Below are 24,076 nucleotides of genomic sequence, written 5' to 3'. Positions count from 1 at the left end.
CGCAAGCCGCGGCGCCGAAACCAGCATGACGCTGGAAAGGATGAGATGGAGATGCCACGGGAGATACCACACGGGAGATACCACACGGGAGATATCTAATGGAACTAATCAATCTGCGGGTGAGCGCAGCGACGACGGACAGCGAGAAGATGCAATTCATCAGGTTCCCCTGGCGCGTTTACAAGGGTGACCCCTATTGGGTGCCGCCCTTGATCGGTGATCGCAAGGCGATGTTCGACCCCAAGAAGAACCCATCTCTCGAACACATGGAGGTGGCGCTTTTTCTGGCCTCCGCGTTCATCAAGCGCGTCGATACGACTCTCACACCTGACATGCCGCTGGCATCCCTGCAAAGCGAAGTGGTCGGCACGATCGCGGCGATCATCAACCACCGCCACAACGAGTTTCATAACGAGCAGGTCGGCTTTTTCGGCTTTTTCGAATGCCTCAACGATCCCCAGGTGGCCACGGCGCTGTTGGACACAGCGTGTGAGTGGGTGGCCGGTCGCGGCATGACCGCCATTCGCGGGCCGATGAACCTCTCCACGAACGATGAATGTGGGCTATTGGTAGATGGTTTCGATTCGTCACCCATGGTCATGATGACCTACAACCCGCCGTTCTATCCGGTGTTGGTCGAGCAGGCCGGTTTTCACAAGGCGATGGACCTGTTCGCCTATTTCATGGATTTTGGCGAAGCGCGTGACCTGGGCCAGTTGCCCACCAAGCTGACGCGTGTGGCGGAAAAAGTGCGCAAGCGCGGCGAAATCCGTTTGCGGCCGATTGATATGAAGGATTTCGATCGTGAGGTGGGACGTTTCAAGGAGGTCTATAATCAGGCCTGGGAGAAAAATTGGGGCTTTGTGCCGATGACCGAGGCCGAGATGGACCACCTGGCGCAACAACTCAAGCAGGCCATAGATCCTGTCCTGATCTGGATTGCCGAGGTGGCGCAGGGGCCGGAGGCCGGACGCGTCATTGGCGTGGGCCTGACGGTGCCCGATGCCAACGTCGTACTCAAGCACATGAACGGCCGAGTCAACCCGCTGACGATTCTCAAGGCGCTGTACTACCAGCGTCGCATCAAAGCAGCGCGCGTGATCGCCCTGGGCGTCGTCGAAGAGTGGCGCGGGCGCGGGGTGGATGCCTTGCTCTATTACGAAACCGCGCGTGCCGCCCTGGCCAAGGGCTATCAGCGTGGCGAAGGCTCCTGGATTTTGGAGAGCAATGTCATGATGAATCGCGCCTTGCAGATGCTCGGTGGCCGTGTGTATAAGACCTACCGGGTCTACGAAAAGGCCCTGGTATAAGGACGCAGCAGGCGGGCGACTGCACGTCGAAGCCTGGCCTGCGCAGATTGTGGCTGCGGTTTTAGCCACGCAGCGCAAAGGAGAAGCGGTGCCTGGCATATTATGGCAAACGGATGACGATGGGAAGGCGCTGCTGACCGATGTGGCACGCGCCTGCGGCGCCGGCCGGGCGCAGCTTTGGTGCGAGGACGACTTGCTGGCGGACATCACTCTCGATGGCGCCGCAGTGACCTGGCGCGAGGCGCCCATCATGGTCGAGAATGAACCGTGGGGACGTTTGTGCCTGGCCTTCGCGGCGACCGTCGAGCCTGCGACCCTCGATGTGACCACGAATGCGGTCACGCGCCTGGCGGCACGGGTCATCGCGCTGGAGCGGACGGTGCAGCAGCAAAGGCAGCAGTGGGAACAGGCGCGCGCCGCCTCCTTCGACATGCTAACCATCAACGAAGAGGAGTTCGGCCGCATCATCCTGGACATCCACGATGGCCCGGTGCAAAACATGTTCGCGGCCCTCTCCCAGGTCAACCTGCTGCAAAGTCAACTGGCGCAACATGGCAGCGGCCTGACACTGGAAGACCACATGGAGCTGCAGAAGCGCCTGCCGCGGGTGTCGGGGCTGTTGGAAAGCTCATTGACGGAGATTCGTAACTTCATCGGCACCTTCCGTCCGCCTGAGTTTGCCCGCCGGCGTCTGCCGGCCGTCGTAGAAGGGCTGATTATCCAGCACGAGGAGTTGACCGGTAGCACGGTTGACCTGGAGGTTGAGGATTCGCTGCCGATGGTGCCGCTGCCAATCAAGATTGCGGTCTATCGGATTTTGCAGGAAGCCCTCTTCAACGCGCACAAGCACGCGGGCGTCAGCCGTCATTTCGTGCGCCTGAGTATGGACAACGGCAGCCTGTGCCTGACAGTGACCGACCTGGGGGCCGGCTTCGATGCGCAGGCCGCGCTCGCCGCCGAGGCAGAGGAAAAGGCCGGCCACCACATCGGCCTGCGTGGCATGCGCGATCGGGTCAAGATGGCGGGCGGCACATTCACCATTCACAGCTTCCCGGGTCAAGGCACGCGCATTCAGGTAAGGATTCCGCTCTATGAACACTAACAGCAACCTGACTCCTGACGAAAACGCAAAACTGCTGCCGATTCGCGTGGTCCTGGCAGACGACCATGAACTGGTGTTGAAGGGGCTGCGCGGCATCCTCAAACAGGAACCCGATATGGATGTGGTCGGCTCTGCCATGAATGGCCGTGATCTGCTCGCAGAGGTGCGTGCGCGGCGGCCTGATGTGGCGGTGATTGACATTCAACTGCCCGACATGACCGGGCTGGAGTGCCTGGCCCAGATTCGCCGCGAAAACCTGCCGACGAAGGTCCTGATTTTGACCGCGTTCAGCGACGGTGAATCGTTTCAGAGCGCCCTGGAACTGGAGGCCGATGGCATCGCTCTGAAGACTGAACCCCCCGCACAGACCGTGGCTGCGATCCGCCAGGTGTTCCACGGCCAGTTGGTGTTCCCGCGCGCAGCCCGCCGCTGGTTGGTCAGCCACGCTCAGCCCAAGGCGGAGCCTAACCCGCAGGTGCTTTCAGAGCGTGAGGAAGAGGTGTTGGCGTTGGTGTCACAAGGCATGACCAACGCGCAGATTGCTGATCGCCTGGTGTTGAGCGAAAACACGGTCAAGTTCCATCTGCAGAACATTTATCAGAAACTTGGCGTCAGCAATCGGACCGAAGCCGCTGCGATCTACTTTCAGCGACAGCGTAGCGAAATCAAGTAGGCGTCACAACCCCGCGAAAGGTATTAGAACCGTCCGTGCATATTCGTGCGGCCAATCTGGCCGATCTTTCCCGCTGTTTTCACATCAGCGGCGTGTTCGAAACCGATCACGTCTGGCAAGTGGATCAACGCGTCGAGGAAGACGTCATCACGGTCACGCTGCGCCTGGTCCGCTTGCCGCGTCCGCTCAAGGCCTCTTATCCCCCGTGGGGTGAGGGTTTGCTCGACCAATGGGAACGCGGGGATTGCGTGCTGGTGGCCGAAGACGAGCATGAAATCCTGGGCTACACGGTGATGAGCCTGCAGCCTGATCGCGAACTGGGCTGGGTGGATCACCTGGTCGTGGCAGCGCCCGCGCGGCGTCACGGTGTTGGCACTACCTTGCTGCGCGCCGCGCACGAATGGGGCGTGCAACGCGGGGTACGGCGGATCATGCTGGCGGTGCAGAGCAAGAACCACCCGGCGGTCTGTTTTTGTCGTAAACATGGCCTGGCCTTCTGTGGATTCAACGAACGTTATTTCGCAAACCTGGATATAGCTTTGTTTTTTGGCGGATTTCTGAGATAGATGTTGTGTTCGATTTAGATTGGACTCGGATTTTTGCGTTCGCCAACCTGATCTTGTCGTCGGCGACGGTCATTCTGGCGTTCGCGCTGTTGATCTATGTCCTGACGCATAACCTGCTGAGCGATGTCGGACGTTCGTTCGCCATGCTGCTGGCATGTGTCACGGTGGTGTATGCGGGTGACGTGGCCGTGGGGCGTGTCACCTCGGTGGCCGCAGCCGCGCCCTGGCTGCGCTTGCAGTGGTTTGGCATTGCCTTCATCCCGGCCGCATACCTGCATTTTTCCCATGCCCTCCTTTCCACCACCAATTGGCGCTCACGGCGGCGCTTCCTGACGGTGGTAGTCAGTTACGGCATCAGCGCTGTCCTGTGTGCCCTGGCGGTGTTCACCGATTTTCTGGTGTCAGATGGCATCATGCAGCTGCCGGTGACACACCTGGCGCCCGGGCCATTGTTCCCAGTCTACGTTCTCTTCTTTGCGGTGACGGCGCTCTTTGGCGCGCGCAACGTCTTCGAGGCGCGACGGCGCTGCCTGACGCCGGCCGCCCGGCACCGCCTGAACTACCTGAGCGTGGCCTTTGCCGCGCCGGGTATCGGCGTCTTTCCTTTCCTGGTGCTCATTTCTGCACCCACCTTCATCTCCGCGCCGGTTATCTTGTTGCTGTCCACCGTGGGCAACCTGGTGATCGGTTTCATGCTGGTGGTGCTCACCTACACCGTGGCCTATTTCGGGGTGCTGGCGCCTGACCGTGTGGTGCGCCAAAGCCTGATCTACTACCTGCTGCGCGGCCCCATTTTGGGCACTCTCATCGTGATGCTCATGCTGGCCATACCCGATACGCAACAACTGTGGGGCTTGCCACGTGAAATGGTCCTGGTGTCAACCGTTGTGGCGACCATTATTCTGTTGCAGGTGGCTATTCACCTGGCCAAGCCGTTGATTGATCGCCTGATCTACTGGCGTGACCGGGCCGAGGTCGCCTGGCTGGCTGAGATTGACCGTCATCTGCTCACCTCGACCGATCTGCGCCAGGTGCTGGAGAATGTGTTGGTGGCACTGTGCGAGACTCTGCGCATGCCGGCCGGCTTCGTGGCCGCGCTCCCCCCGGACGAGCACCCGCGCCTGGAGGCGGTGGTTGGCCCCTACGATGCCGCCGCCGCTTTTCTACAGAGCGATGAGTTTGCAGAAGCCGTGGCGGGGGGGGGCGCCGGTGGCAAGGGCGAGCGTGACGGTCAGCCGGCTCCCGCGTCCGATCTGCTCATCTGCGGTGGTACCTGGCTCTTTCCGCTGCGCGAACAAAACGGCGGCGATCTGGTCGGCTGGTTGGGTCTGGCCGTGGACAGCACACAGCCGCCGCGCGCCGGGATCGCGCCGGAGGAGCGTTTTCTGGTGCGTGCCCTCTTGCGGCAGGCGGCCAAGGCCCTGGAAGATCGCCAGGTACAGCAGGGGCTGTTCGCCGCACTGCGTCACATCATCCCCGAGATCGAGCGTATGCAGGCCTGGCGCAGCACGGTGCAGTACACCGGCGCCATCCCCCTGCCCGCCATGGATGATGGCAGCCTGGTGGCCCAACCAGACTTCGAGCGTTGGGTGCGCGAGGCGTTGACGCACCTTTGGGGTGGGCCGAAGCTGACCAACAGCCCGCTGCTCAAACTGCAGGTGGTGGCTGATTTGCTGACCGAAAATGACAACAACCCCAGCCGTGCCTTACGTAGCGCGCTCAAACGAGCCATCGAGTTGCAGCGCCCCGGCGGCGACCGGAAATTGACGGCGGCAGAATGGCTCTTGTACAATATCCTGGAAATGCGATTTGTACAGGGCGAGCGCGTGCGCGACATTGCGATGCGCCTGGCGTTGAGCGAGTCCGATTTGTACCGTAAACAGCGGGTGGCCATTACGGAGGTTGCCCGCACGCTGGCCGACATGGAAAAAGAGAAATTACAGCAGGAGTAGAGTTTATCAATGCGGCGTCAATATAGTAGTGTGCAGGCGAAGCCGGCAGGATCGAGCCATACAGGATCGAGCCATACAAACGCAGAAACCCCTCCGTGGGCTGAAGATGGTTATTGGGAGTCATTATTGGCCGAAGAGGAGTACGACGAGAAACCGCCTCTGGCGCCCCTGCTGCAGGAGGCACAACCCGTTTACGATGCGACTCCTGCGCCCCCGGAGGAGCCAGATTCACTGGCGGAGCTGCCGCCTGAGGAGCACGATTGGCGCCTGGCCGAGCAGGGCATGGCACAAAATCAGACCTACGAACTCATGGTAACGGCCTACAACCGCGGTGGCTTGCTCGTCAAACTCAATTCGCTCACCGGCTTCGTGCCATCTTCCCATCTGATTGGCCTGACTTTTGTCAACGACAACCGCCGGCTTTCGCTGGGCGTGCGCGTGGGGAAGCCCATTTGCATCCGCATCATCGAGTTGGATCGGGGACGCAATCGGTTGATTCTGTCCGAACGCGTCACCCAAGAGGAACAGAACCCCCCTGACGTGTTGAGCCAACTGCAGCCCAACGCCCGGTGCAACGGCACGGTCAGCAACCTGTGTCATTTTGGCGCCTTTGTGGACCTGGGCGGAGGCGTCGAAGGCTTGATTCACATCTCCGAGCTTTCCTGGGGGCGGGTAGGGCATCCGGCTGAAGTGTTGCAACTGGGGCAGCACATTGCCGTTTTTGTGATGGATGTGGACAAGGAGCAGCGCCGGGTGGGGCTGAGCCTCAAGCGCCTGACCCCTGATCCGTGGACCAGCGTGCAGGAGCGCTATCAGATCGGCCAACAGGTGCAGGGCATGGTGACCAACGTGGTCAGCTTTGGCGCCTTCGTGCGCCTGGAAGAGGGGCTGGAGGGCTTGATTCACATCTCTGAGTTGGCCGAAGGTAGTTTTTTGCATCCACGCAACGTGGTACAGGAGAACACCACCGTGACCGCACGTGTGCTCAGCATTGATCCGCACAACCGCCGGCTGGCGCTCAGTCTGCGCCGGCCGCAGGCTCGCACGTGAGTGCCAGCGTACACATCTAACCGCCTATGTCAAAGAAGCATGCACCGCTGCCGAATCGCCCTCCGCTGCAACCGCCGCCGGCGCCCGACTCGATGTCAAACGAGACGGTGGGCCTGGCTATTCTGGCCGCGGGCGCGCTGGCGCTGTTGAGTGTGATGCAGGCAACCTCCGGCGCGGCCCCTCTGCTGCGCCAGGTGCTGGGCTGGGGCGCGCTGCCGCTGAGCTTGGCTGTCGCGCTGGCTGGTCTGCTGCTCATCGTGCGCCGCTTCGTCACCGTCACCTGGCATTGGCCCCTCGTCGTGGGGGTCGAGCTGCTGCTGGTGGCCCTGCTGGCCTTGACCCATCTGTGGTGGGGCGGTGATGATCCACTGCGCCATGCGCAGGCCGGTCGCGGGGGCGGTTACCTGGGCTGGGCGCTGAGCAGTCTGCTGCATGACATCGTCGGCGATGGCGTCAGCGCCCTGTTGCTCATCGTCCTGGCCGCGGCGGGTGGCTATCTGATCCTGCGACCCATCTGGCAATCCTTGCTCTACCATTTGCTGCGCAGCCTGGATTGGCTGCGCGGTGAAGCGCCGCGCCTCGACCCCACGGCCGCCGTGTCGCCATCCTCTGCGCCTTTCACGCCAACCTGGGAGCAGAACCCGTTGCCTGTGCCGCCTGTCACCAGGCCGGCCGCGGTCAAAGCGCCCGCGCCCCGTGCGCAGATTCAGCCGGAAGCCCGCCCGCCCGCGCCGCCGGCCGCGGCAGAGGGGTCGGCCAAAGCCGGCGCGGCCCCGCGTTCAAGTGTACCTGCGCCGTCCGCGCCAACTGGGGCGACTCCCCCGGCCCGTACTTCCCGCAAACCAGGCCCCGCGCTCCAGCCTGTGCCCGCAACGGTCACGGTCAGCGCCGCCGGCGTTCATCCCTCCCAGTTGCCGCCGCTGACCCTGCTGGCCTCGGAGACCTCGCAGCGTTTCGGCGAGGCGACGGTGCGCGAGATGGCGAACACCATCGAGCGCACCCTGGCCGCGTTCAATGTGCCGGCCAAAGTAGTTAGCGTCAGTCGCGGCCCCACCGTCACCCAGTTCGGCGTCGAACCGGGGTTCATCGAGCGCAATGGTGAGCGTTACAAAGTGCGTGTCAGTAAGATCGAGCGCCTGAGCGACGACCTGGCCCTGGCGCTGGCCGCGTCTTCCATTCGCATCGAGGCGCCGGTGCCAGGACGGCCCTATGTGGGCATCGAAGTGCCCAATCCTCGCAGCACGCTGGTCACGCTGCGGGGCGTGTTGGAAAGCCCTGAATTTCAGAAGGTAGGCAGCACCCTGGCCGTGGCCCTGGGCAAGGATGTCAGCGGCGCCGCGGTGGCGGCCGATCTGACCCGGATGCCACACCTGCTGATTGCCGGCGCCACCGGCTCCGGTAAGTCGGTTTGCATCAACGCCATCATCACCAGCCTGCTGGTCAACAACACACCGAACACGGTCCGCTTTCTGATGGTAGACCCCAAGAGGGTGGAACTGCCGATCTACAACGGTATTCCGCACCTGTTAGCGCCGGTTGTCACCGACGTGGAGGATGCCGTCGCCATGCTGACGTGGGCCACGGTGCAGATGGATGATCGCTACCGCAAGTTTGCCGAGGCGGGCGCGCGCAACCTGGCGAGCTACAACGAAAAAGCGGCCAAGCGCTCAGACCTGACGCCGCTGCCCACCATCGTCATCATCATTGACGAACTGGCAGACCTGATGATGAGTGCGCCCGACGACGTGGAGCGCCACATCTGCCGCCTGGCGCAAATGGCACGCGCAACCGGCATCCACCTGGTGCTGGCCACCCAGCGGCCGAGCGTGGATGTGGTCACCGGTTTGATCAAGGCCAATTTTCCCGCACGTATCGCCTTTGCCGTCACCTCGCAGATTGACTCGCGCGTGATCCTGGATACCCCCGGCGCCGAAAAGCTGCTGGGCCGTGGCGACATGCTGCTGATGACGGCCGACAGCGCCAAACTGCGCCGCGTGCAGGGCTGTTACCTCAGCGAGCGCGAGATCGAGCGCATCGTGGCCTTCTGGCACAGGCAGGCGCCGCCCGGCGATCATGCCGCGCCGCGACCCTGGGCCGGCCTGATGGCACAGCAGGAGGATGACAACGAACTGCACGACGCACTCGCGGCCGTGCAGGGTCGTAAGCGCGTCTCCGCCTCGCTGCTGCAGCGCCAACTGCACATCGGCTACCCCCGCGCCGCCCGCCTGATCGAACTGCTCGAAGCCAAAGGCTACGTGGGGCCGGATGAGGGCGGCGGACGCTCGCGCCTGGTGCTGCTGGGCGGGGAATCTGAAGAAGGGGACACGGAGAATCAAGCGGAGGCATGACCATGACGCCATCTGTGTTTCACCTGGAGCCATTTCAGGCCGACATGCTCAGGCCGGCCGGCGATCTCCTGGCGCTGCGTCAGCAGTTCCTGCGCGCGACGCGGCCTGAACTGCCCGCCCGTTTCGAGGATCCGGTGCAGGCAGCCCTGGCCGTCACCGAAGCCTGGCAACGCCCCCACGCCGCGGGCGTGGCTGCGTTCGACCACGACCGCCTGGTTGGCTATCTGATCGGCGACATGGTTTTCGATCAGATCTGGGGGCGCGCCGGTTGGGTGCGCCTGGCCGGTTGCGCCCTGGCGCCAGGCCAAGCGCCCGAACTGATCGGTGACCTCTATCAGATGCTCGGCGCCCAATGGGTGGCCTATGGCTGCTTCCACCATGTTGCGCTCATGCCGGCTGCGACTCCGGACCTGATTGGCGCCTGGTTCGATCTCAGCTTTGGCATCCAGCAGGTACACGCGCTGGCGTCGCTCGTCAGCCTGACTCTCCCAACCGTTACGCGCCCGCCAACGTTGGAGATTCGCCAGGCCGGGCCGGCCGACCGCGCCGCGGTGGCTGGGATGTATCGGGTCATTCGCGATCACCTAACGGCCGCGCCCGTGTGGGGCATTGCCCTGCCAGAGGACGAAGAAGAGATACGCGGCGGTTGGGCCGGCATGGTGGACGATGCCGGGATGACCGTTTGGCTGGCCCTGGAGCATGAACAGGCGCTGAGCATGGCCGCGTACGAACGTCTCGATCCGGCAGAGGTCAATTTGTTGGCGCCCGAAAGGTGTACCGAGTTAGTCGTGGCCGCCACCGTGGCCGCGGCCCGCGGGCGCGGCATCGGCAGCGCGCTCACCCATCACGGCCTGACGCACGCGCAGCAAGCCGGCTTCACCACCTGCCTCACCGACTGGCGCAGCACCAATCTCCTGGCCGCCCGTTTCTGGCCGCGCTGGGGATTCCGCCCCGTGGCCTACCGCCTGGCACGCCAAATTGACCCGCGCATCGCCTGGGCCAACGCCTCACGGCCAACCGGGTGAGTTGAACGAACTGTCACCTTGCAAGCCGCCTCTATTCATTCGATTTTCATCTTCTCCTGCTATCCTTCAGATTGCTTGTGTTTTATGTCCTTGAAGGAGGGCAGATTCAAATGAAGATCACCCAACATTTTCACCTTTCGCTCCACCCGTTACGTCGTGCTCGCCAGGCTTGGCTTGGCCTGTTCATCTTACTTTGCGTCCTCGGCGCCACCCTGCCCGCAGCCGGCAGCCCGGCGACGCCTGAGCCAACCCCGCCTGTCGGTCAGGCGAGCGGCCCCGTTGAGACTGGGCCGGACGCGCCCGTGCCGCCGGTGACGCGACCCGGCATCTATGTCGTGGCCGAAACCGGTAACATGGACCCCACTTACTACCACCTGACCGGCAGCCTGCGCACCTTCAACTGGGCGGAGCTGCACACCGGCCCCAACCAGTTCAACTGGGGCGCGCTCGATCAGTACCTGGCAACCATCGCATCGTATGGCAAAGCGGCCGCGATCGGCATCACCACCTACAATGGCCGCTGCTGCGGCGGCATCAGCGCCATGCCATCGTTCCTCTACACCCTCGCGCCCAACAGCGTCCTCGATGCCGGCGCGTGCAGCAGCGCGCAATACCCGCTGGGCGGCTGCGTCAACGGCCGCTGGCTCCTGCCCCGCTACTGGGACGCCGACTACCTCAACACCTACGATCAGTTCATCCAGGCCCTGGGTAATCGCTACAAGAACGACCCGCGCCTGGAATGGGTGGCCCTGGGGTTTGGCACCTTTGGCGAAAACCACGCCGCGCAGGGCAGCGACGTGGATGTGCTGGTCAACGCCGGCCTCAACGTGGATTTGTGGATCAGCACCATGCAGAGCGTCGTGGATCGCTACTCCGCCGCCTTCCGCACCGGCGGCAGCCTGCAAAAAATGCTGATGATCCAGATTGCTTCGGTGACGTTCCAGGATCGCGAGCGCTGGCTGCTGGCAGCCTACGCGGCCGAGCGCGGCATAGGCCTTTCCTTCAACGGCCTGACCCCCGATTTCAACAACGCTATCCAGGGCGTGGACCGCTGCAACAACACGGTCGAATGCGGCATGTATGATCCCATCTTCTACCACAACCGCAGCGTGCCCATCGCCTTCGAGACCTACGATTACATGCTGTGCGACACCTCCAGCGTCTACTGGGGCATGCTCAGCGGCCTGGACAAGAAGGTTGACTTCCTGCGCCTGAACTATGACCTCTTCTACGATCCGGTGACGCACCAGGATCGCACCGAGAACCTGGCAATCTTTGATTGGACCGCGCGCTACGTGGGCAAGACCCTGGCGAACACGCCCAGCGTGTGGGTCGCCATGCGCGAGCACCGCACCCCCACCACCTACTGTTACGCGCAGCCGGAGACCGTGTCCTATTACCCGCAGATCGGCAACTACAGCTACTACCTGATTCAGGATGACAACGTCGCCGGCGGCCGCAGCGTGCCGGAGACTAACGACAGCGGCGTCAGCGGCCTGGGCTGCAGTGGCCGCTGGTGCTTGAGCGGATCGCCCTATTTTGCCAATCCCTACAGCGCCAGCGTACCGGCCGGCAGGGAGGGCTGGGTCGTGCGTCGCACCGATCAGGCCACCGGTAACCCCAACATGTGGTTCAAGGTAGATGACGGCTACATCGCCGGCGGCAGCAACCAGGTTGCCATTACCGTTTGGTACGCGGATGTGGGCACCGACCGCTGGGCGCTGCGTTATGACAGCCCGGCCGGCGAACAGGTCGCAACGCCCGACGGCAGCGCCAACCCGTGGGTGCAGAAGGCCGGCAGCAACACCTGGAAGACCGCCACCTTCCACATCAACAACGCCCGCTTTGCCAACAGCCTCACCGGCGGCAGTGACTTCCGCCTGGACTCGCTCAGCGATGGCAATGAGTGGGTTCACATGGTTGACGTGGCGCGCCAGGGCGGAACCTCGCCCACCAGCACGCCCACCCACACGCCGGGCGCAGCCACCGCCACCCCCCACCAGTGCGCCGGGCACCGCCACGCCCACGCGCACACCGCAGGCCACCAACACCCCAACCATCACCCCTACGGCCACCGAGCCGCCGCCCAACCAGGGCCAGTGGACCGTGCAATGGCACGGCGGCGATGACCTGAACAGTATTGATTTCATCAACAGCCAGACTGGCTGGGCCGTGGGCAAGGGCGGCCATTTGATGCGCACCAGCAACGGCGGCCAGACCTGGGCCTATCGCCAGGCGTCGCCAGCGGTAGACCTGGAAGCCGTGGACTTCCTCGACGCCAACAATGGCTGGGTTGCCGGCGCGGAGGGCCGCATCTGGCGCTCCAGCGATGGCGGCGCCACCTGGGTTAGCCAGGGCACACCGACCGTCAACCGCCTGACCGACATCCAGTTACTGGATGCCATGACAGGCTGGGCCGTCGGCCGCGGCGGCACGATTCTACGCACCAGCAACGGCGGGCAGACCTGGTCGCCTCAGACCAGCAACACGACGCTGGACCTCTACAGCCTCTTTGCCGCAGATGCCGATCATGCCTGGGCCGTCGGCAACCTGGGTACCATCGTGGCCACCAGTAACGGCGGCCAGACCTGGGCAGGACAAGCCAGCGGCAGCCCGCAATGGCTGTGGGACGTGGCCTTCACCAGCCTGCAAAATGGCTGGGCCGTGGGCGAGGCCGGCACCCTGCTGCGCACCACCAACGGCGGCGCCAGTTGGAACGGTCAGTACATCAACGAATCGCGCTCACTGCAAGCTATTGTCTTTGCTTCAGCACAACATGGCTGGCTGGCCGGTGGTCTGGGCACCTCCTGGTTCACCACCGACGGCGGTAACACCTGGACCTGGTCGCCGAATCCGCAAGGCAAGAGCGTCACCAGCCTGGTCGCGTTGTCAGACAGCGAGCTGTGGGCAGCCGGGCCAGGCCAGACCGTGTTACATAAACTCGGCTCAAGCCCCTTCGCGGTCGCGGCGCCCCTGGCAGTGACAGAGTTGAAGGGCGTTGACGCGGTGGATGCCAATACCGCCTATGTGGTCGGCGATGACGCGCAAATCCTCAAGACAACCGATGGCGGTGAAAGCTGGCGCCAGTTGAGCAGCCCCGCCGAAAATCCTGGCGCCGGTCTCGATCCAGCCTGGCTGCGGGGAGTCAAGTTTCCGCTGGATGCCAACAACGGCTGGGTAGCCGGCCGTTACGGGGTGATTCTCCACACCACCGATGGCGGCAGTAGTTGGACACGCCAATATGTCTATGACGGCCAGGGTAATCAGCACACTGGCTTCCTGTGGTTCGTTCAAGGCTACGACAATGCCCATGTCATCACCGCGGGCAAGGAAGGATTTGTCTTTCGCACGAGCGACGCCGGCAATTCCTGGGCCTTCTCGTCCGCCAACATGTCGGTCAATATCCGCGACCTCAGCTTTGGCTCAGCAAACGCCGTCTATGGCGTCACGCTCTATGACTCCTTCGTCACCAGCGATAATGGAGGCGCAACCTGGATTCGCCGTTACCCAGGCAGCGGCGGCGACCTCTTCGGCGTAGATTTCAAGAATGTCTACCTCGGCTGGATCTCGGGTCAATCCGGTCGCATTATGCGCACCACCGACGCCGGCGACAGTTGGACCACACAATCCAGCGGCACCAATGCTGACCTCAACCATATTCGCTTCGTGGATACGCAGGTGGGCTGGGCCATCGGCAACGGCGGTGTCATTCGCTGGACAGTGAATGCGGGCAATACCTGGACTCCGCAGAGCAGCCCGGTGCTCGACAACCTGTTGTGGCTCGACATGGTCAACGCCTATGACGGTTGGGCCGTGGGCGCCAACGGCACCATCCTCAAGTATCACGCCGTCTATGTGCCGCCGCCGCCGACCGCGACGCCAACGCCGACCCACACGCCGACGAACACCCCCACGCCGACCAGTTCACCCACGCCCACGGTGACGCCCACCTTCACGCCATCGCCCGCGCCCGATGAGGGCACCGTGGCCGGGCATGTCTTCGTGGACAGCAACGGTGACAACGTCTACCAGCCGGGCGAAACCACCCTGGCCGGCGCGACCATCACCCTGATCTTCAACAGCACGCCGATTGACAGCGTCGTCACCGGCGCCAATGGCGCGTTCGCGTTCTATCACCTGGGCAGCGGCAACACGGTGACGCTGCAAGAGACCGATCCGGCCGGCTTCACCTCGCCGCCCGGCAGCAACACGCGTGTCATCACCGTCCAGGGCGGCACGGTGCAGACGATTGACTTCCCCGACACGCCGATTGCCACTGCCACGCCGACACCGACGATCACCCCCACACCGTCACGCACCCCCACGCCCACCGCCACCCCAACCGGTACGCCGGTGGTGGGTCGCGTGCATGGCCTGGTGTTCAACGACCTCGATGGTAATGGCCTGCCCACGGCCGGCGAGCCGGGGCTGATTGGCGTCAGCATCTTGCTCTACCAGGGCAACAACATCGTCGGCGCAACCACCACCGCGGGCGACGGCAGCTACCACTTCGACAGCCTGCTGCCCGGTCAGTACCGCCTGGAGGAGACCGACCTGCCTGGCTTCACCTCCACCACCTCCAACACCATCGTGCTCTTTGTCGCGGCCGGCACAGACCTGGAGGCGAACTTTGGCGATCGCTTCAACCCGACGGCCACCCCCACCCTGACGCCTACCTCAACCCAGACGCCGACGGCCACGCGTACCCCGACCGCCACCCTGACGCCCACGGCGACCGCGACGCGCACGGCGACCCTGACGCCGACGGCCACGCCCACGGCCACGCCGCCCACCGGTGCGGTCAGCGGCCTGGTCTGGAACGACCTCGACGGCAACATCGTGCCTGACAACGGCGAGCCGGCCCTGGGCGGCGTCCTCATCACGCTCAAGACGTTCAGCAATCAATTCGTGGGCAGCACCAACACCGCCGCGGACGGCCGCTTCCGCTTCGCCAACCTGACGCCAGGCCAGTATCGCCTGGAAGAGACCGACCCGACCGGCTACATCTCGCCACCGGGCAGTCCCAACCTGGTGCTGTTCCAGGTCGCGGCCGGTCAGGAGATTGCGATCAACTTTGCGGATAATGCCGTGCCCACGCCGACGCCCACCCTGACCCCCACGCCGACCGCCACGCCCAACACCGGTCGCATCTACGGCCGCGTCTGGCACGACCTGAATCACAACGGCGTACCCGAAGCGGGCGAGCCGGGCCTGGTCGGCATCACCATCCGGCTGCATCAGGACCTGTTTGGGGACGCCAAACTACAGCCCGACGACATCGTACTCGCGACAATTACCACCGGCGCAGACGGCGCCTTCAGCTTCGACCAGCTTCTCCCCGGCCCCTACATCGTGGAACAGGTGGACTGGCCGCAGAACATCTCCATCACCGCCAACCTGGTGCCCGTCGTCGTCATCCCCCGCACCGAATTCCCCGTCTTCTTCGGCGACATCATCGTGGGCCGCCAGTACCTGCCGCAAGGATACACCACTTGAACGAACGACCCAAACTTCCCCTCCTTCTGACCAGCGGGGTCATCGCGATCATCGCCATTATCGTCGCGGTGACCCTGGGGTTGTTTTGGGCGCCTGACAGCCAGGCCACGGCGCGCTTGATGGCGCCGCGGCCGCCGGCGGGCGTCATCACCGGCTTGGTCTGGCATGACCTCGACCTGGACGCGTTCCCCGACGCCGGTGAGCCGCCCCTGCCCGGCGTCGCCATCACCCTCAAGGATGCGAACCAGGTTTACCTGACCAGCACAGCCAGCGCAGCCGACGGCGACTATCGCTTCGAGGGCCTGGCCGCCGGCGTCTATTGGGTGATCGAGAGCGACCCGCCCGGCTTTCTCTCCACCACCGAAAACAACGTGCGCGTGCAGTTGATCGGCAGCCAGGGCGCGGAAGTCAATTTCGGCGATGTCCTGGCCGTGACCGACACCCCAACCCCTGTCATCGCGCCGGTCAATGTGGAGTTGGCGATCAGCGCCAGCGGCGATGATACGGCCGTGCGCAGCGATCTGACCATCAACCAGGTAACAGCGCCTGCGCTGCGCCTGGGCCGCGACGGTGACACCAGCTTCACCGGCGGCTTTCGTTTCGCTGGCGTCACCCTGCCCGCCGGCGCGCAGGTGCTCGACGCCCGCCTGCGCCTGCACCCGAACGACGTGACCAGCGGTGGTCTGCCCGTTCAACTGGTGGTGTATGGCGAAGCCAGCGATGCCGCCCTGGATTTTCAGGCCGCCAACCCGCTGGCGCCCACCCGGCCCCGCACCCAGGCCGCGGCTGATTGGCCCATCCCCAACTGGCCCGCGGGCTGGATCGAGTCGCCGAACCTGGCCGGGCCGCTGCAAGAGATCATTGACCGCCCCGGATGGACGCCGGGCGCCGCGCTGGCCCTTTTCGTCTTCAGCCTCGGCAGCAATAGTGGCTACCTGGACGTTGACGCCTGGGACGGCAACGGCGCGCTGGCCGCGCAGCTCGACATTACCTTCCGCCCGCCGCCGGGCTGGACAACCGCCACCCCCACGCCCACCGTCACCCGCACGCCCACCGTCACCCCGACGTCCACCGCCAGCCCGACGCCCACGGTCACCCCGACCGCCACGGCCACCCCCACGACAAGCGTAACCGTCACGCCAACACTCGCTTTGACCAAAACACCGACGCCGACCCCCACCACACCGCCCGCGCAGCGCTGGTATCTCCCCTTCGTCAAACGTTGATCTCCGGTCTCCGGTCTCCGGTCTCCGGTCTCCGGTCTCCGGTCTCCGGTCTCCAATCTATTGACGCCAACGAATCTCACTGGTACAATGGCCGCCATGCTCGATCACCATGATGTTTACCTGACAAGCGCAGCCGAGTACGACGAACTGGTCTCGGCCGAAGACCACGAACAGCATATTCTGCCCGCGCTCAACGCCATCCGCCCCCTGGCCGGGCTGGATGTCGTGGAATTGGGCGCGGGCAGCGGTCGGCTGACCTGCCTGCTGGCGTCGCTCGTGCGTTCCATCCAGGCCTTCGACCTGTCGCCGGCCATGCTGGCCGTCGCGCAACGCAAACTGCTGGCGGGCGGCTGGAACAACTGGCGCCTGCAGGAGGCCGATCACCGGCAGCTTCCCCTGGCCGACGGCGTGGCCGATGTGGCCCTTTCAGGCTGGAGCATCTGCTACACCGTCACCTGGTACCAGGAAAACGAGGCCTGGCGCGCCGAGTTGGGCAAGGCGCTGGCCGAAATGCGCCGTGTGCTGCGCCCTGGCGGCGTCATCATCCTGCTCGAAACCCAGGGCACCGGGCAAACCACGCCGCTGGCCCCGCCTCACCTGGCCGATTACTACACCTACCTGGACGCGGCCGGCTTCGCTTCCACCTGGATTCGCACCGACTACCGTTTTGCCTCGCAGGCAGAAGCAGCCAGACTCGTCCGCTTCTTCTTTGGCGACGACATGCTCGCCCATCTCGGCCCCCAACCCGAACCGATCCTGCCCGAATGCACCGGCATCTGGTGGCAAACCTGATTGCCTCACACCAGGGCGCCAAGACACAAAGATTTTCTGCGTGGCCCCGTGCCCAAACGACCAATCTAATGATAAAACGCGAACAGACACAACGCCAACCTACCTCGAACGCCTGCCGGCGAGCGATTGAAATCGCGCCTGATGGGCGTGCCGCCGGGCGTCCACCTGCGTGGACGCGATGCCGGTCGGCGCAGGCCGACCTTGCGGAGGCACGCCCCTTCGGCCCGAATTCATTCGGCGGCTGGGCGATTGAAATCGCGCCTGATGGGCGTGCCGCCGGGCGTCCACCTGCGTGGACGCGATGCCGGTCGGCGCAGGCCGACCTTGCGGAGGCACGCCCCTTCGGCCCGAATTCATTCGGCGGCTGGGCCTGGCTGCTGGCCTTTCTTGTCAGCGGCGCCTTGCTGTTTTTTGTGCGAAATCCTGCTGCGGGCGCTCATCCGATCGCCGCGGCCAACCCAGGCCCTGGGCAGCCGGCAGCCGTCGTGCAGTCCAGCCAGCTCAACACCTGCCTGGCCGTGGATGCCGCCATCCATGAGGCGGAGGCCACCGTGCTGCTGGCCTTTTCCGGCACGCCCAGCAGCGCCAGCCTCAAGCTCGACATCAACAATGCGCGGCCCGGCCACAGCATCTACCTCAACGACAGCAGGATCGGCGCCATTCCCGACTGGACGACCGGCGCCGGCTACTGCTCACGCACCGGCATCACCACCACCCTGCCGATTGCCAACCTGGCCCTGGTGCGCAACGGCCTCAACACCATCCGCATCGTCAACGACGCGGACCCCAACGACAGCTACAGCATCGCCAGCGGCATCCTGGAGATCAGCGGCGACGTGAGCGGCGCCACCTATCAGGATTTCGTCTACGCCAGCAGCTATCCCGCCTATCCCAGCTATCCGCGCGCCATTGCCCAAATTCCCTCCAACTACGATGGCGCGCCGCGGCCGCTCATCATCGGCGTGCATGGCTACGGCAACGAGCTGAGCCTGCGCTGGCAGCCGATCTACGCCTACGGCGCGGAGGCTAACCGCCGCGGCTGGCTGCTCGCCTCGCCTGAAATGCACGGCGAAAACCCCGACTCCGGCGGCGGGCATTCCCTGGGCGCCCGCGCCGCGCAGCGCGACCTGCTCGACACCGTCAACTACATGAAAGCCCATTACGCCGTGGACAGCAGCCGCGTCTACCTGATCGGCTTTTCCATGGGCGCGCAGACCGCCCTGCTCGGCGCGGCCAAGTATCCGGACGTCTTTGCCGGCATCGTCGAGTACTCCGCCTTTGCCTCGCTCAGCGATTGGTACTACGAAACCGAGGACTGGCGGCGCACGGTCATCGAAAGCGAAACGTACGGCACCCCGTCCAGCCAGCCGTTCGAGTATGCGCGGCGCGGCCCCAAGAATGTTGCGCTCGGTTTCAAGCATATGCCGCTGGCAATCGTACACGGCAGCGCCGACACCAAGGTGCTGCCCCATCACGGCCAGGACATCTACGATGCCATCGCCCGCGTGGGGCCGGACCGGCTGGAGATGCACTGGTACAACGGCGATCACGACGGCGACCCCAGCCCCTGGAATGCCACCTGGGCCTTTGATTTTCTCAGCCCGCTGATCCTCGCCAGCAATCCGTCTGCCATTGCCCTGCGCACCGATGAGAGCAAAACCACCTGGTGGTTGGGCATCACGCAGTACGGCGACCCGCATTGGACCGCCGCCGACCTGACGTTCAGCAGCAGCGCGCGCTGGATCACCGGCATCATCACCGAAGAGGCCGGCGTTGACCTGGCCTTCGATGTCGCCAGCCTGGGCCTGCCCGCCAGCGGCCCCTATGTGCTCGAAAAGGACAACCTGGGCAACGGCAGCCACAGCGTGCAGCCGCTGACCGCCTACAACGGCCGCGTCACCGCCTATCTCAGCACCGCGTCCTGGCGACTGCGCCTTTCGCCCGGCAACAGCACCCCCACCCCCACACCGGTGTGGACCTCCACGCCGACCTTGACCCCGACGCCCACGCGCACCCCCACATCAACCCTGACCCCAACGCCGACGCGCACGCCCACGAATACACCAACGCCCACGCAGTCACCAACGGAGACTGCCACGCACACCCCCACGCCCACGCCGACCGCCACCCCCAGCCCAACGCCGGCCGTGGGCGCCATCCGCGGCGCGGTCTTTGCGGACCTCAACCGGGACCTCGTGCAGCAGCCTGGCGAAGCGGGGATTGCCGGCGTGACCCTGACCCTGCGCCAGGGCGCTTTTGTCGTCGCCACCACCAGCAGCGACAGTGATGGCGCCTATCGTTTCTTCAACCTGTCCCCCACCAGCTACAGCCTCAGCGTCACGGCGCCCCCGGCCTATGTCATCCTGGGCAGCGACAGCCAGGGCGTCCTGGTGACAGCCGGCAGCGACCTCGAGATTGATTTTGCCGCCTTCCCCTGGCAATATCGTTTTATGCCTCTCTTGAAAAAATCATGACAAATGTTCTGGAACTCACGCTAACCGGCATTGCGCATGGCGGCGAAGCCATCGGGCGCCATGACGGCAAGGTTATCTTTGTGCCCTTCGCCATTCCTGGCGAAACGGTGCGCGTCGCCATCACTGAGCAGAAGGCGAACTGGGCGCGCGCGCGCCTGCTCGAAGTCCTCACGCCCAGCCCTGATCGCGTCGAACCGCCCTGCCCCTTCTTCGGCCCGCAGCGCTGCGGCGGCTGCCAATGGCAGCACATCGCCTACGAGCGCCAACTCCAGCTCAAACAGGCCATCGTCCAGGATCAACTGGCGCGCCTGGGTCGCCTGCCCAACGCACCGGTGGCCGAAACCTGGGCCGTGGCCCTCACCGATGAGGATGACCCGGCCTGGCGCTATCGCAATCATGTGCAGTTCAGCATCATCGCAGATGGCCGGCCGGCCTATCAGCAGGCCGCCAGCCATGACCTGATCGCGGTGGACGAGTGCCTGCTCCTGTCGCCGGCGCTCGACGCGGTCCATGCCGCGCTCTGGGCGGGCGCCGCCGGGGACGAACCAGATGCCGATGAGGCCGACCAACAGCCGCCCACCGCAGCCACTGCTGGCTACAAGGGCAAAGTCTGGACCCTGGGCGACGCACCCCGCACTGCGCACCCTCGCGGCGCCGGTCGCGGCCAGCCCCTGCGCCGCATCAGCGTGCGCAGCAGCGCCGCCAGCGGGCAAACGCTGGTGACATTGGAAACCGACGACGATCAAGCGCCGGAACTGGCCCTCGACTTGCCGGTGGCCGTGGCCCTGCTGCACCGCGACGGCCAGGCCGAGGCTCTCATCGGTCAGGCCGCCATCGAAGAAGAGGTGCATGGGCGCCGCTATCGTGTGTCGGCCGGCAGCTTCTTCCAGGTCAACACCGCGGGCGCGGAAGCCCTGGTTGACCTGGTGCTCGATTTCCTCGACCCGCAGCCGTCGCAGCGCCTGCTCGACGCCTACGCGGGCGTGGGGCTGTTTGCCCTGGCCCTGGCCCCCTTCTGCCGCCAGGTGGACGCCATCGAAGCCGCGCCCAGCGCGTGCGCGGACTTCGCCTGGAACGCGGCCGACCTGCCGCACGTCCGCCTGCACGAGGGCGACACCGCGGCCGTGCTGGCCTCCCTCAGCGGGCCTTACGCCGGTATCGTGCTGGACCCGCCGCGCACCGGCCTGGGCCAGGCGGTGATTACCCAACTGGCTCGCCTGGCGGCCCCGCGCCTGGCCTACGTCTCGTGTGACCCGGCCACCCTGGCCCGTGATGCCGCGCTGCTGACGCAGGCCGGCTACAGACTGCGGGCCGTGCAGCCGCTGGACCTTTTTCCCCAAACCTATCACGTGGAGAGTGTCGCGCTGTGGGAACGTTGAGAAAACTGGCTGCCTCGACGATGGCGGCGATCGTGAGCCTGTGGATTTTGACCCACGCGCCAGCCCTGGCCGCGGCCGGCGTCAATCAGCGGCTGGGGCCGCAACCGCCGTCATGCACCCTGATCGAGGGCGCGACCTGCCCGCACGCGGTAGATGGACGCCTGCGCTGGCTGCGCACCCGCCAGGTCGAAGGCAAACTGGCCGGCGCGCTGGGCGCCGCGGTCCCGGTGACGGTGCGCTTTGCGCAGGCGCCGACCGCCGCGGAAATGGAGCGCCTGCGCCAGATCGGCGAGGTTTCACCCTGGGCTGCGGATGCCCTGTGCCTTGACCATGAAGCCCTGACCCCGGCCGCCCGCGTCGCGTGCGCGGACCGGGGCGTCTTCATCGTGCCGCTGCGCGTGCCCTGGGACGCGTTCGAGCGCCTGCTCAGCTTACCCGGCCTGCTGCAGATCGAGGCCGACACCGGCGAGGACCTGCTGCCGCCCCTCGACATCAACGTGGCAGAGATGCACGCGGCCGCGACCTGGGCCGTCTCCAATACCCTGCCATCCGGCCTGACCGGCGCGGGCGTCACCATCGCCGACATTGACACCGGGGTGGATGTCTTTCACCCGCTGCTCTTCCGCGCGGATGGCGGCGATTTCGCCTGGCTGGACCGCAACGGCAACGGGCTTTTCGAACCCGGCTTGGACATGGTTGATCTGAACGGCAATGGCGAGCCGGACGCCGGCGAATGGCTCAATAGGGTGGATGCCACCTCGGCGCAGCTCGACGGCTATCCGCGGCCGTACGATGTGCCGGGCACCAACGATGGCGTTTTTTATACGGACACCGACTGGCTCTACCACGATGCCAACCGCAATGGGCAGCGTGACTATGGCGCCAGCTTCGGCGATAGCGCGCCTTCCCTGGGCGAACAGGTTTTCCTGGTCAACGACGCCAACGGCAACCTGCAGCTCGATCCCGGCGAAACCCTGACCGGTCTGGGCAGCAGCAAGATCGCGCGCGTGCTCGATGTCAACGGCGTCACCCGGCAGCGCGGGGTGGACCTCAGCCGCACCGCGGCCGATTATCTGGTGCATGGCACCTCGGTGCTCGGCATCCTGGCCGGCGGCTGGCCCCACATCAGCCGCTACACCGGCCTGGCGCCTGACGCGGAGCTGCTGCTGGCCGACCCGTACAGTTCCGGCAACGGCCTGTCGGAGTCGCTCCTGTGGGCGCTTGCCAACGGCGCGGACATCGTCGTGCATGAGTACACGCACGTCAGCCAGGAGTTCTTCGACGGTTCGTCCAACCATGAGCTGCTGATTGCCGAAGCGCAGCGCCAGGGCGTCGTGCAGGTTTTGCCTTCCGGCAACATCAACCGCGGCTTCAAGCACACCACGGTCAGCCTGCTTCCTGGCCAGGTGACGCTGATGCCCTTCAAACAGCCTTCTGGCAACGACCCCACCGCGGTGGACATCACCCTGGTGTGGGCCGGCGATCCGGCCTCGCTGGCGGCCACCCTCACCACCCCCGCGGGCGGGCCGGCCAACACCTTCACCCTGGCCGCGACCGGCAATTCCCTGCTGACCGCCGACGGCCATGCCATCGCGGGCGTGCGCCTGCAATCGAGCCGCGGCACGGCCCGCCTCGATTTTCATCTGCTGCGCAACCCGCTGGCGACCGGCGCTTTCACCCTGACGCTGACCAACACGGCCGGCGCGCCGATCATGCTCAGCGCGTTCGTGCAGGACAACCGCACGGCCTGGGTGGGCGGTACGGAATGGGTAGCGCCCCGCAACCCAGCGCTGAGCGTGATCTGGCCGGCGACCGCGGATGCAGGCATTGCCGTCGGTTCGTACAGCACCCGCGGCTTCAGCGGCGGCCTCGATCCGGTGACGCCCGGCAGTCTCAGCGTGTTCAGCGGGCAGGGGCCACGCGTGGACGGTCAACCGCTGCTGGATGTAGTCGCGCCGAGCAACTACGATGTAGCCACCGCGTCCGATCGCACGCAGACCGGGCGTTGGGGCGAATACCGTTGGTTCAGCGGCACCAGTGGCGCCGCGCCGCACGTGGCCGGCGCCGCGGCCCTGCTGCGCCAGGCGCGCCCCGATCTCACGGCTGAGCAGATCGAAGCCGCGCTGCGGGCCGGCGCGCGTCGCGACAGCTTCACCGGCAGCCAGGCCAGCGAAGCCTTCGGCGCGGGCAAGGTGGATGTGGCCGGCGCGCTGCGCCAGATTCTGCCCTTTGCGCCGCTGCGCGCGGCCCGGCTTGACGGCCCCGCGCCCGCGCCGGATGGCGTCATGCTGCCGGGCGAATGGGACGCGGCCGGTCACCGGCAGTTCCCGCTGGCCTTCCTCACCAACACCCCGCAGCAGGGTCTGCTCGATCTCTGGCTGCTGGCTTCGCCGGGCGCGGGCGACCGCCTGCTGATCGCGGCGCAGATCAGCGGCGTGCAGTTCACGGCCGGCGACGCGCTCTGGCTCTGGTTCGGCGGCGGCGATGTCAAGTCGCTCAGCGTGGCCGCGGGCTGGCAGGATTGGCATTGGGCCAACGGCGCCCTGGTGTTGGACAGCGTCGCGCACGGCCGCGGCGCGGTGAGTCAGACCAACGCCGGGCTGGTGTTCGAGCTGGGTATGCCGCTGGCGCCGGCCGATGGGGACGATGTGCAGTTGACGCCTTTGCACGACAGCCTGTTTGC

Annotated in this window: 14 protein-coding genes; all 14 read left to right on the top strand. The window is 65.2% G+C overall.

The annotated features are described in order from the left end of the window. Positions 1–98: 98 nt before the first annotated feature. Positions 99–1,310 (top strand): N-acetyltransferase, encoded by a 1,212-nt coding sequence (locus IPM84_17970; GenBank protein MBK9094616.1) that lies wholly within the window; start codon positions 99–101, stop codon positions 1,308–1,310. 88 nt (positions 1,311–1,398) lie between these two features. Then, positions 1,399–2,412 (top strand): sensor histidine kinase, encoded by a 1,014-nt coding sequence (locus IPM84_17965; protein ID MBK9094615.1) that lies wholly within the window; start codon positions 1,399–1,401, stop codon positions 2,410–2,412. Next, positions 2,402–3,085 (top strand): response regulator transcription factor, encoded by a 684-nt coding sequence (locus IPM84_17960; protein MBK9094614.1) that lies wholly within the window; start codon positions 2,402–2,404, stop codon positions 3,083–3,085. The genes IPM84_17965 and IPM84_17960 overlap by 11 nt, the downstream gene beginning before the upstream one ends. A 35-nt stretch (positions 3,086–3,120) precedes the next feature. Next, positions 3,121–3,651 (top strand): GNAT family N-acetyltransferase, encoded by a 531-nt coding sequence (locus IPM84_17955; protein ID MBK9094613.1) that lies wholly within the window; start codon positions 3,121–3,123, stop codon positions 3,649–3,651. A gap of 5 nt (positions 3,652–3,656) precedes the next feature. Next, on the top strand, positions 3,657–5,603 hold the full coding sequence (locus IPM84_17950; protein MBK9094612.1) for a hypothetical protein: 1,947 nt from the start codon (positions 3,657–3,659) through the stop codon (positions 5,601–5,603). Positions 5,604–5,729: 126 nt separating this feature from the next. Then, positions 5,730–6,653 (top strand): S1 RNA-binding domain-containing protein, encoded by a 924-nt coding sequence (locus IPM84_17945; protein ID MBK9094611.1) that lies wholly within the window; start codon positions 5,730–5,732, stop codon positions 6,651–6,653. A 92-nt stretch (positions 6,654–6,745) separates the two neighbouring features. Further along, positions 6,746–9,001: a DNA translocase FtsK gene (locus IPM84_17940; GenBank protein ID MBK9094610.1), complete on the top strand. Its 2,256-nt coding sequence runs from the start codon at positions 6,746–6,748 to the stop codon at positions 8,999–9,001. A gap of 2 nt (positions 9,002–9,003) precedes the next feature. Further along, complete coding sequence (locus IPM84_17935; protein ID MBK9094609.1) at positions 9,004–10,026, top strand: GNAT family N-acetyltransferase; 1,023 nt, start codon at positions 9,004–9,006, stop codon at positions 10,024–10,026. A 1,902-nt stretch (positions 10,027–11,928) separates the two neighbouring features. Then, a complete protein-coding gene (locus IPM84_17930) occupies positions 11,929–15,522 on the top strand; it encodes a hypothetical protein (protein ID MBK9094608.1) in 3,594 nt (1,197 codons plus the stop codon). Next, on the top strand, positions 15,519–16,748 hold the full coding sequence (locus IPM84_17925; protein MBK9094607.1) for a hypothetical protein: 1,230 nt from the start codon (positions 15,519–15,521) through the stop codon (positions 16,746–16,748). The genes IPM84_17930 and IPM84_17925 overlap by 4 nt, the downstream gene beginning before the upstream one ends. A 96-nt stretch (positions 16,749–16,844) precedes the next feature. Then, complete coding sequence (locus IPM84_17920) at positions 16,845–17,540, top strand: class I SAM-dependent methyltransferase (protein ID MBK9094606.1); 696 nt, start codon at positions 16,845–16,847, stop codon at positions 17,538–17,540. Between the two features lie 68 nt (positions 17,541–17,608). Further along, complete coding sequence (locus IPM84_17915; GenBank protein MBK9094605.1) at positions 17,609–20,014, top strand: prolyl oligopeptidase family serine peptidase; 2,406 nt, start codon at positions 17,609–17,611, stop codon at positions 20,012–20,014. Continuing rightward, the gene (locus IPM84_17910; GenBank protein MBK9094604.1) at positions 20,011–21,393 is read left to right on the top strand and encodes a class I SAM-dependent RNA methyltransferase; all 1,383 of its coding nucleotides are present in this window, start codon (positions 20,011–20,013) and stop codon (positions 21,391–21,393) included. Before IPM84_17915 ends, IPM84_17910 begins: the two co-directional genes overlap by 4 nt. Beyond that, a partial coding sequence (locus tag IPM84_17905; protein ID MBK9094603.1) for a S8 family serine peptidase occupies positions 21,381–24,076 on the top strand: 2,696 nt, incomplete at its 3' end. The genes IPM84_17910 and IPM84_17905, both read left to right, overlap by 13 nt.

It is taken from the genome of Candidatus Amarolinea dominans (assembly GCA_016719785.1).
In the GTDB taxonomy this organism is placed as follows: Bacteria; Chloroflexota; Anaerolineae; order SSC4; family Amarolineaceae; genus Amarolinea; species Amarolinea dominans.
Note: the sequence above shows the minus strand (reverse complement) of the source record. Positions and strands in the feature narration are given on the sequence as shown.

Bases quoted from the DNA above. Each gene is read 5' to 3' on its own strand.
- IPM84_17915 (MBK9094605.1), top strand. From the start codon at position 17,609: ATGATAAAACGCGAACAGACACAACGCCAACCTACCTCGAACGCCTGC.
- IPM84_17970 (MBK9094616.1), top strand. From the start codon at position 99: ATGGAACTAATCAATCTGCGGGTGAGCGCAGCGACGACGGACAGCGAG.
- IPM84_17930 (MBK9094608.1), top strand. From the start codon at position 11,929: ATGAGTGGGTTCACATGGTTGACGTGGCGCGCCAGGGCGGAACCTCGC.
- IPM84_17960 (MBK9094614.1), top strand. From the start codon at position 2,402: ATGAACACTAACAGCAACCTGACTCCTGACGAAAACGCAAAACTGCTG.
- IPM84_17935 (MBK9094609.1), top strand. From the start codon at position 9,004: ATGACGCCATCTGTGTTTCACCTGGAGCCATTTCAGGCCGACATGCTC.
- IPM84_17910 (MBK9094604.1), top strand. From the start codon at position 20,011: ATGACAAATGTTCTGGAACTCACGCTAACCGGCATTGCGCATGGCGGC.
- IPM84_17940 (MBK9094610.1), top strand. From the start codon at position 6,746: ATGTCAAACGAGACGGTGGGCCTGGCTATTCTGGCCGCGGGCGCGCTG.
- IPM84_17920 (MBK9094606.1), top strand. From the start codon at position 16,845: ATGCTCGATCACCATGATGTTTACCTGACAAGCGCAGCCGAGTACGAC.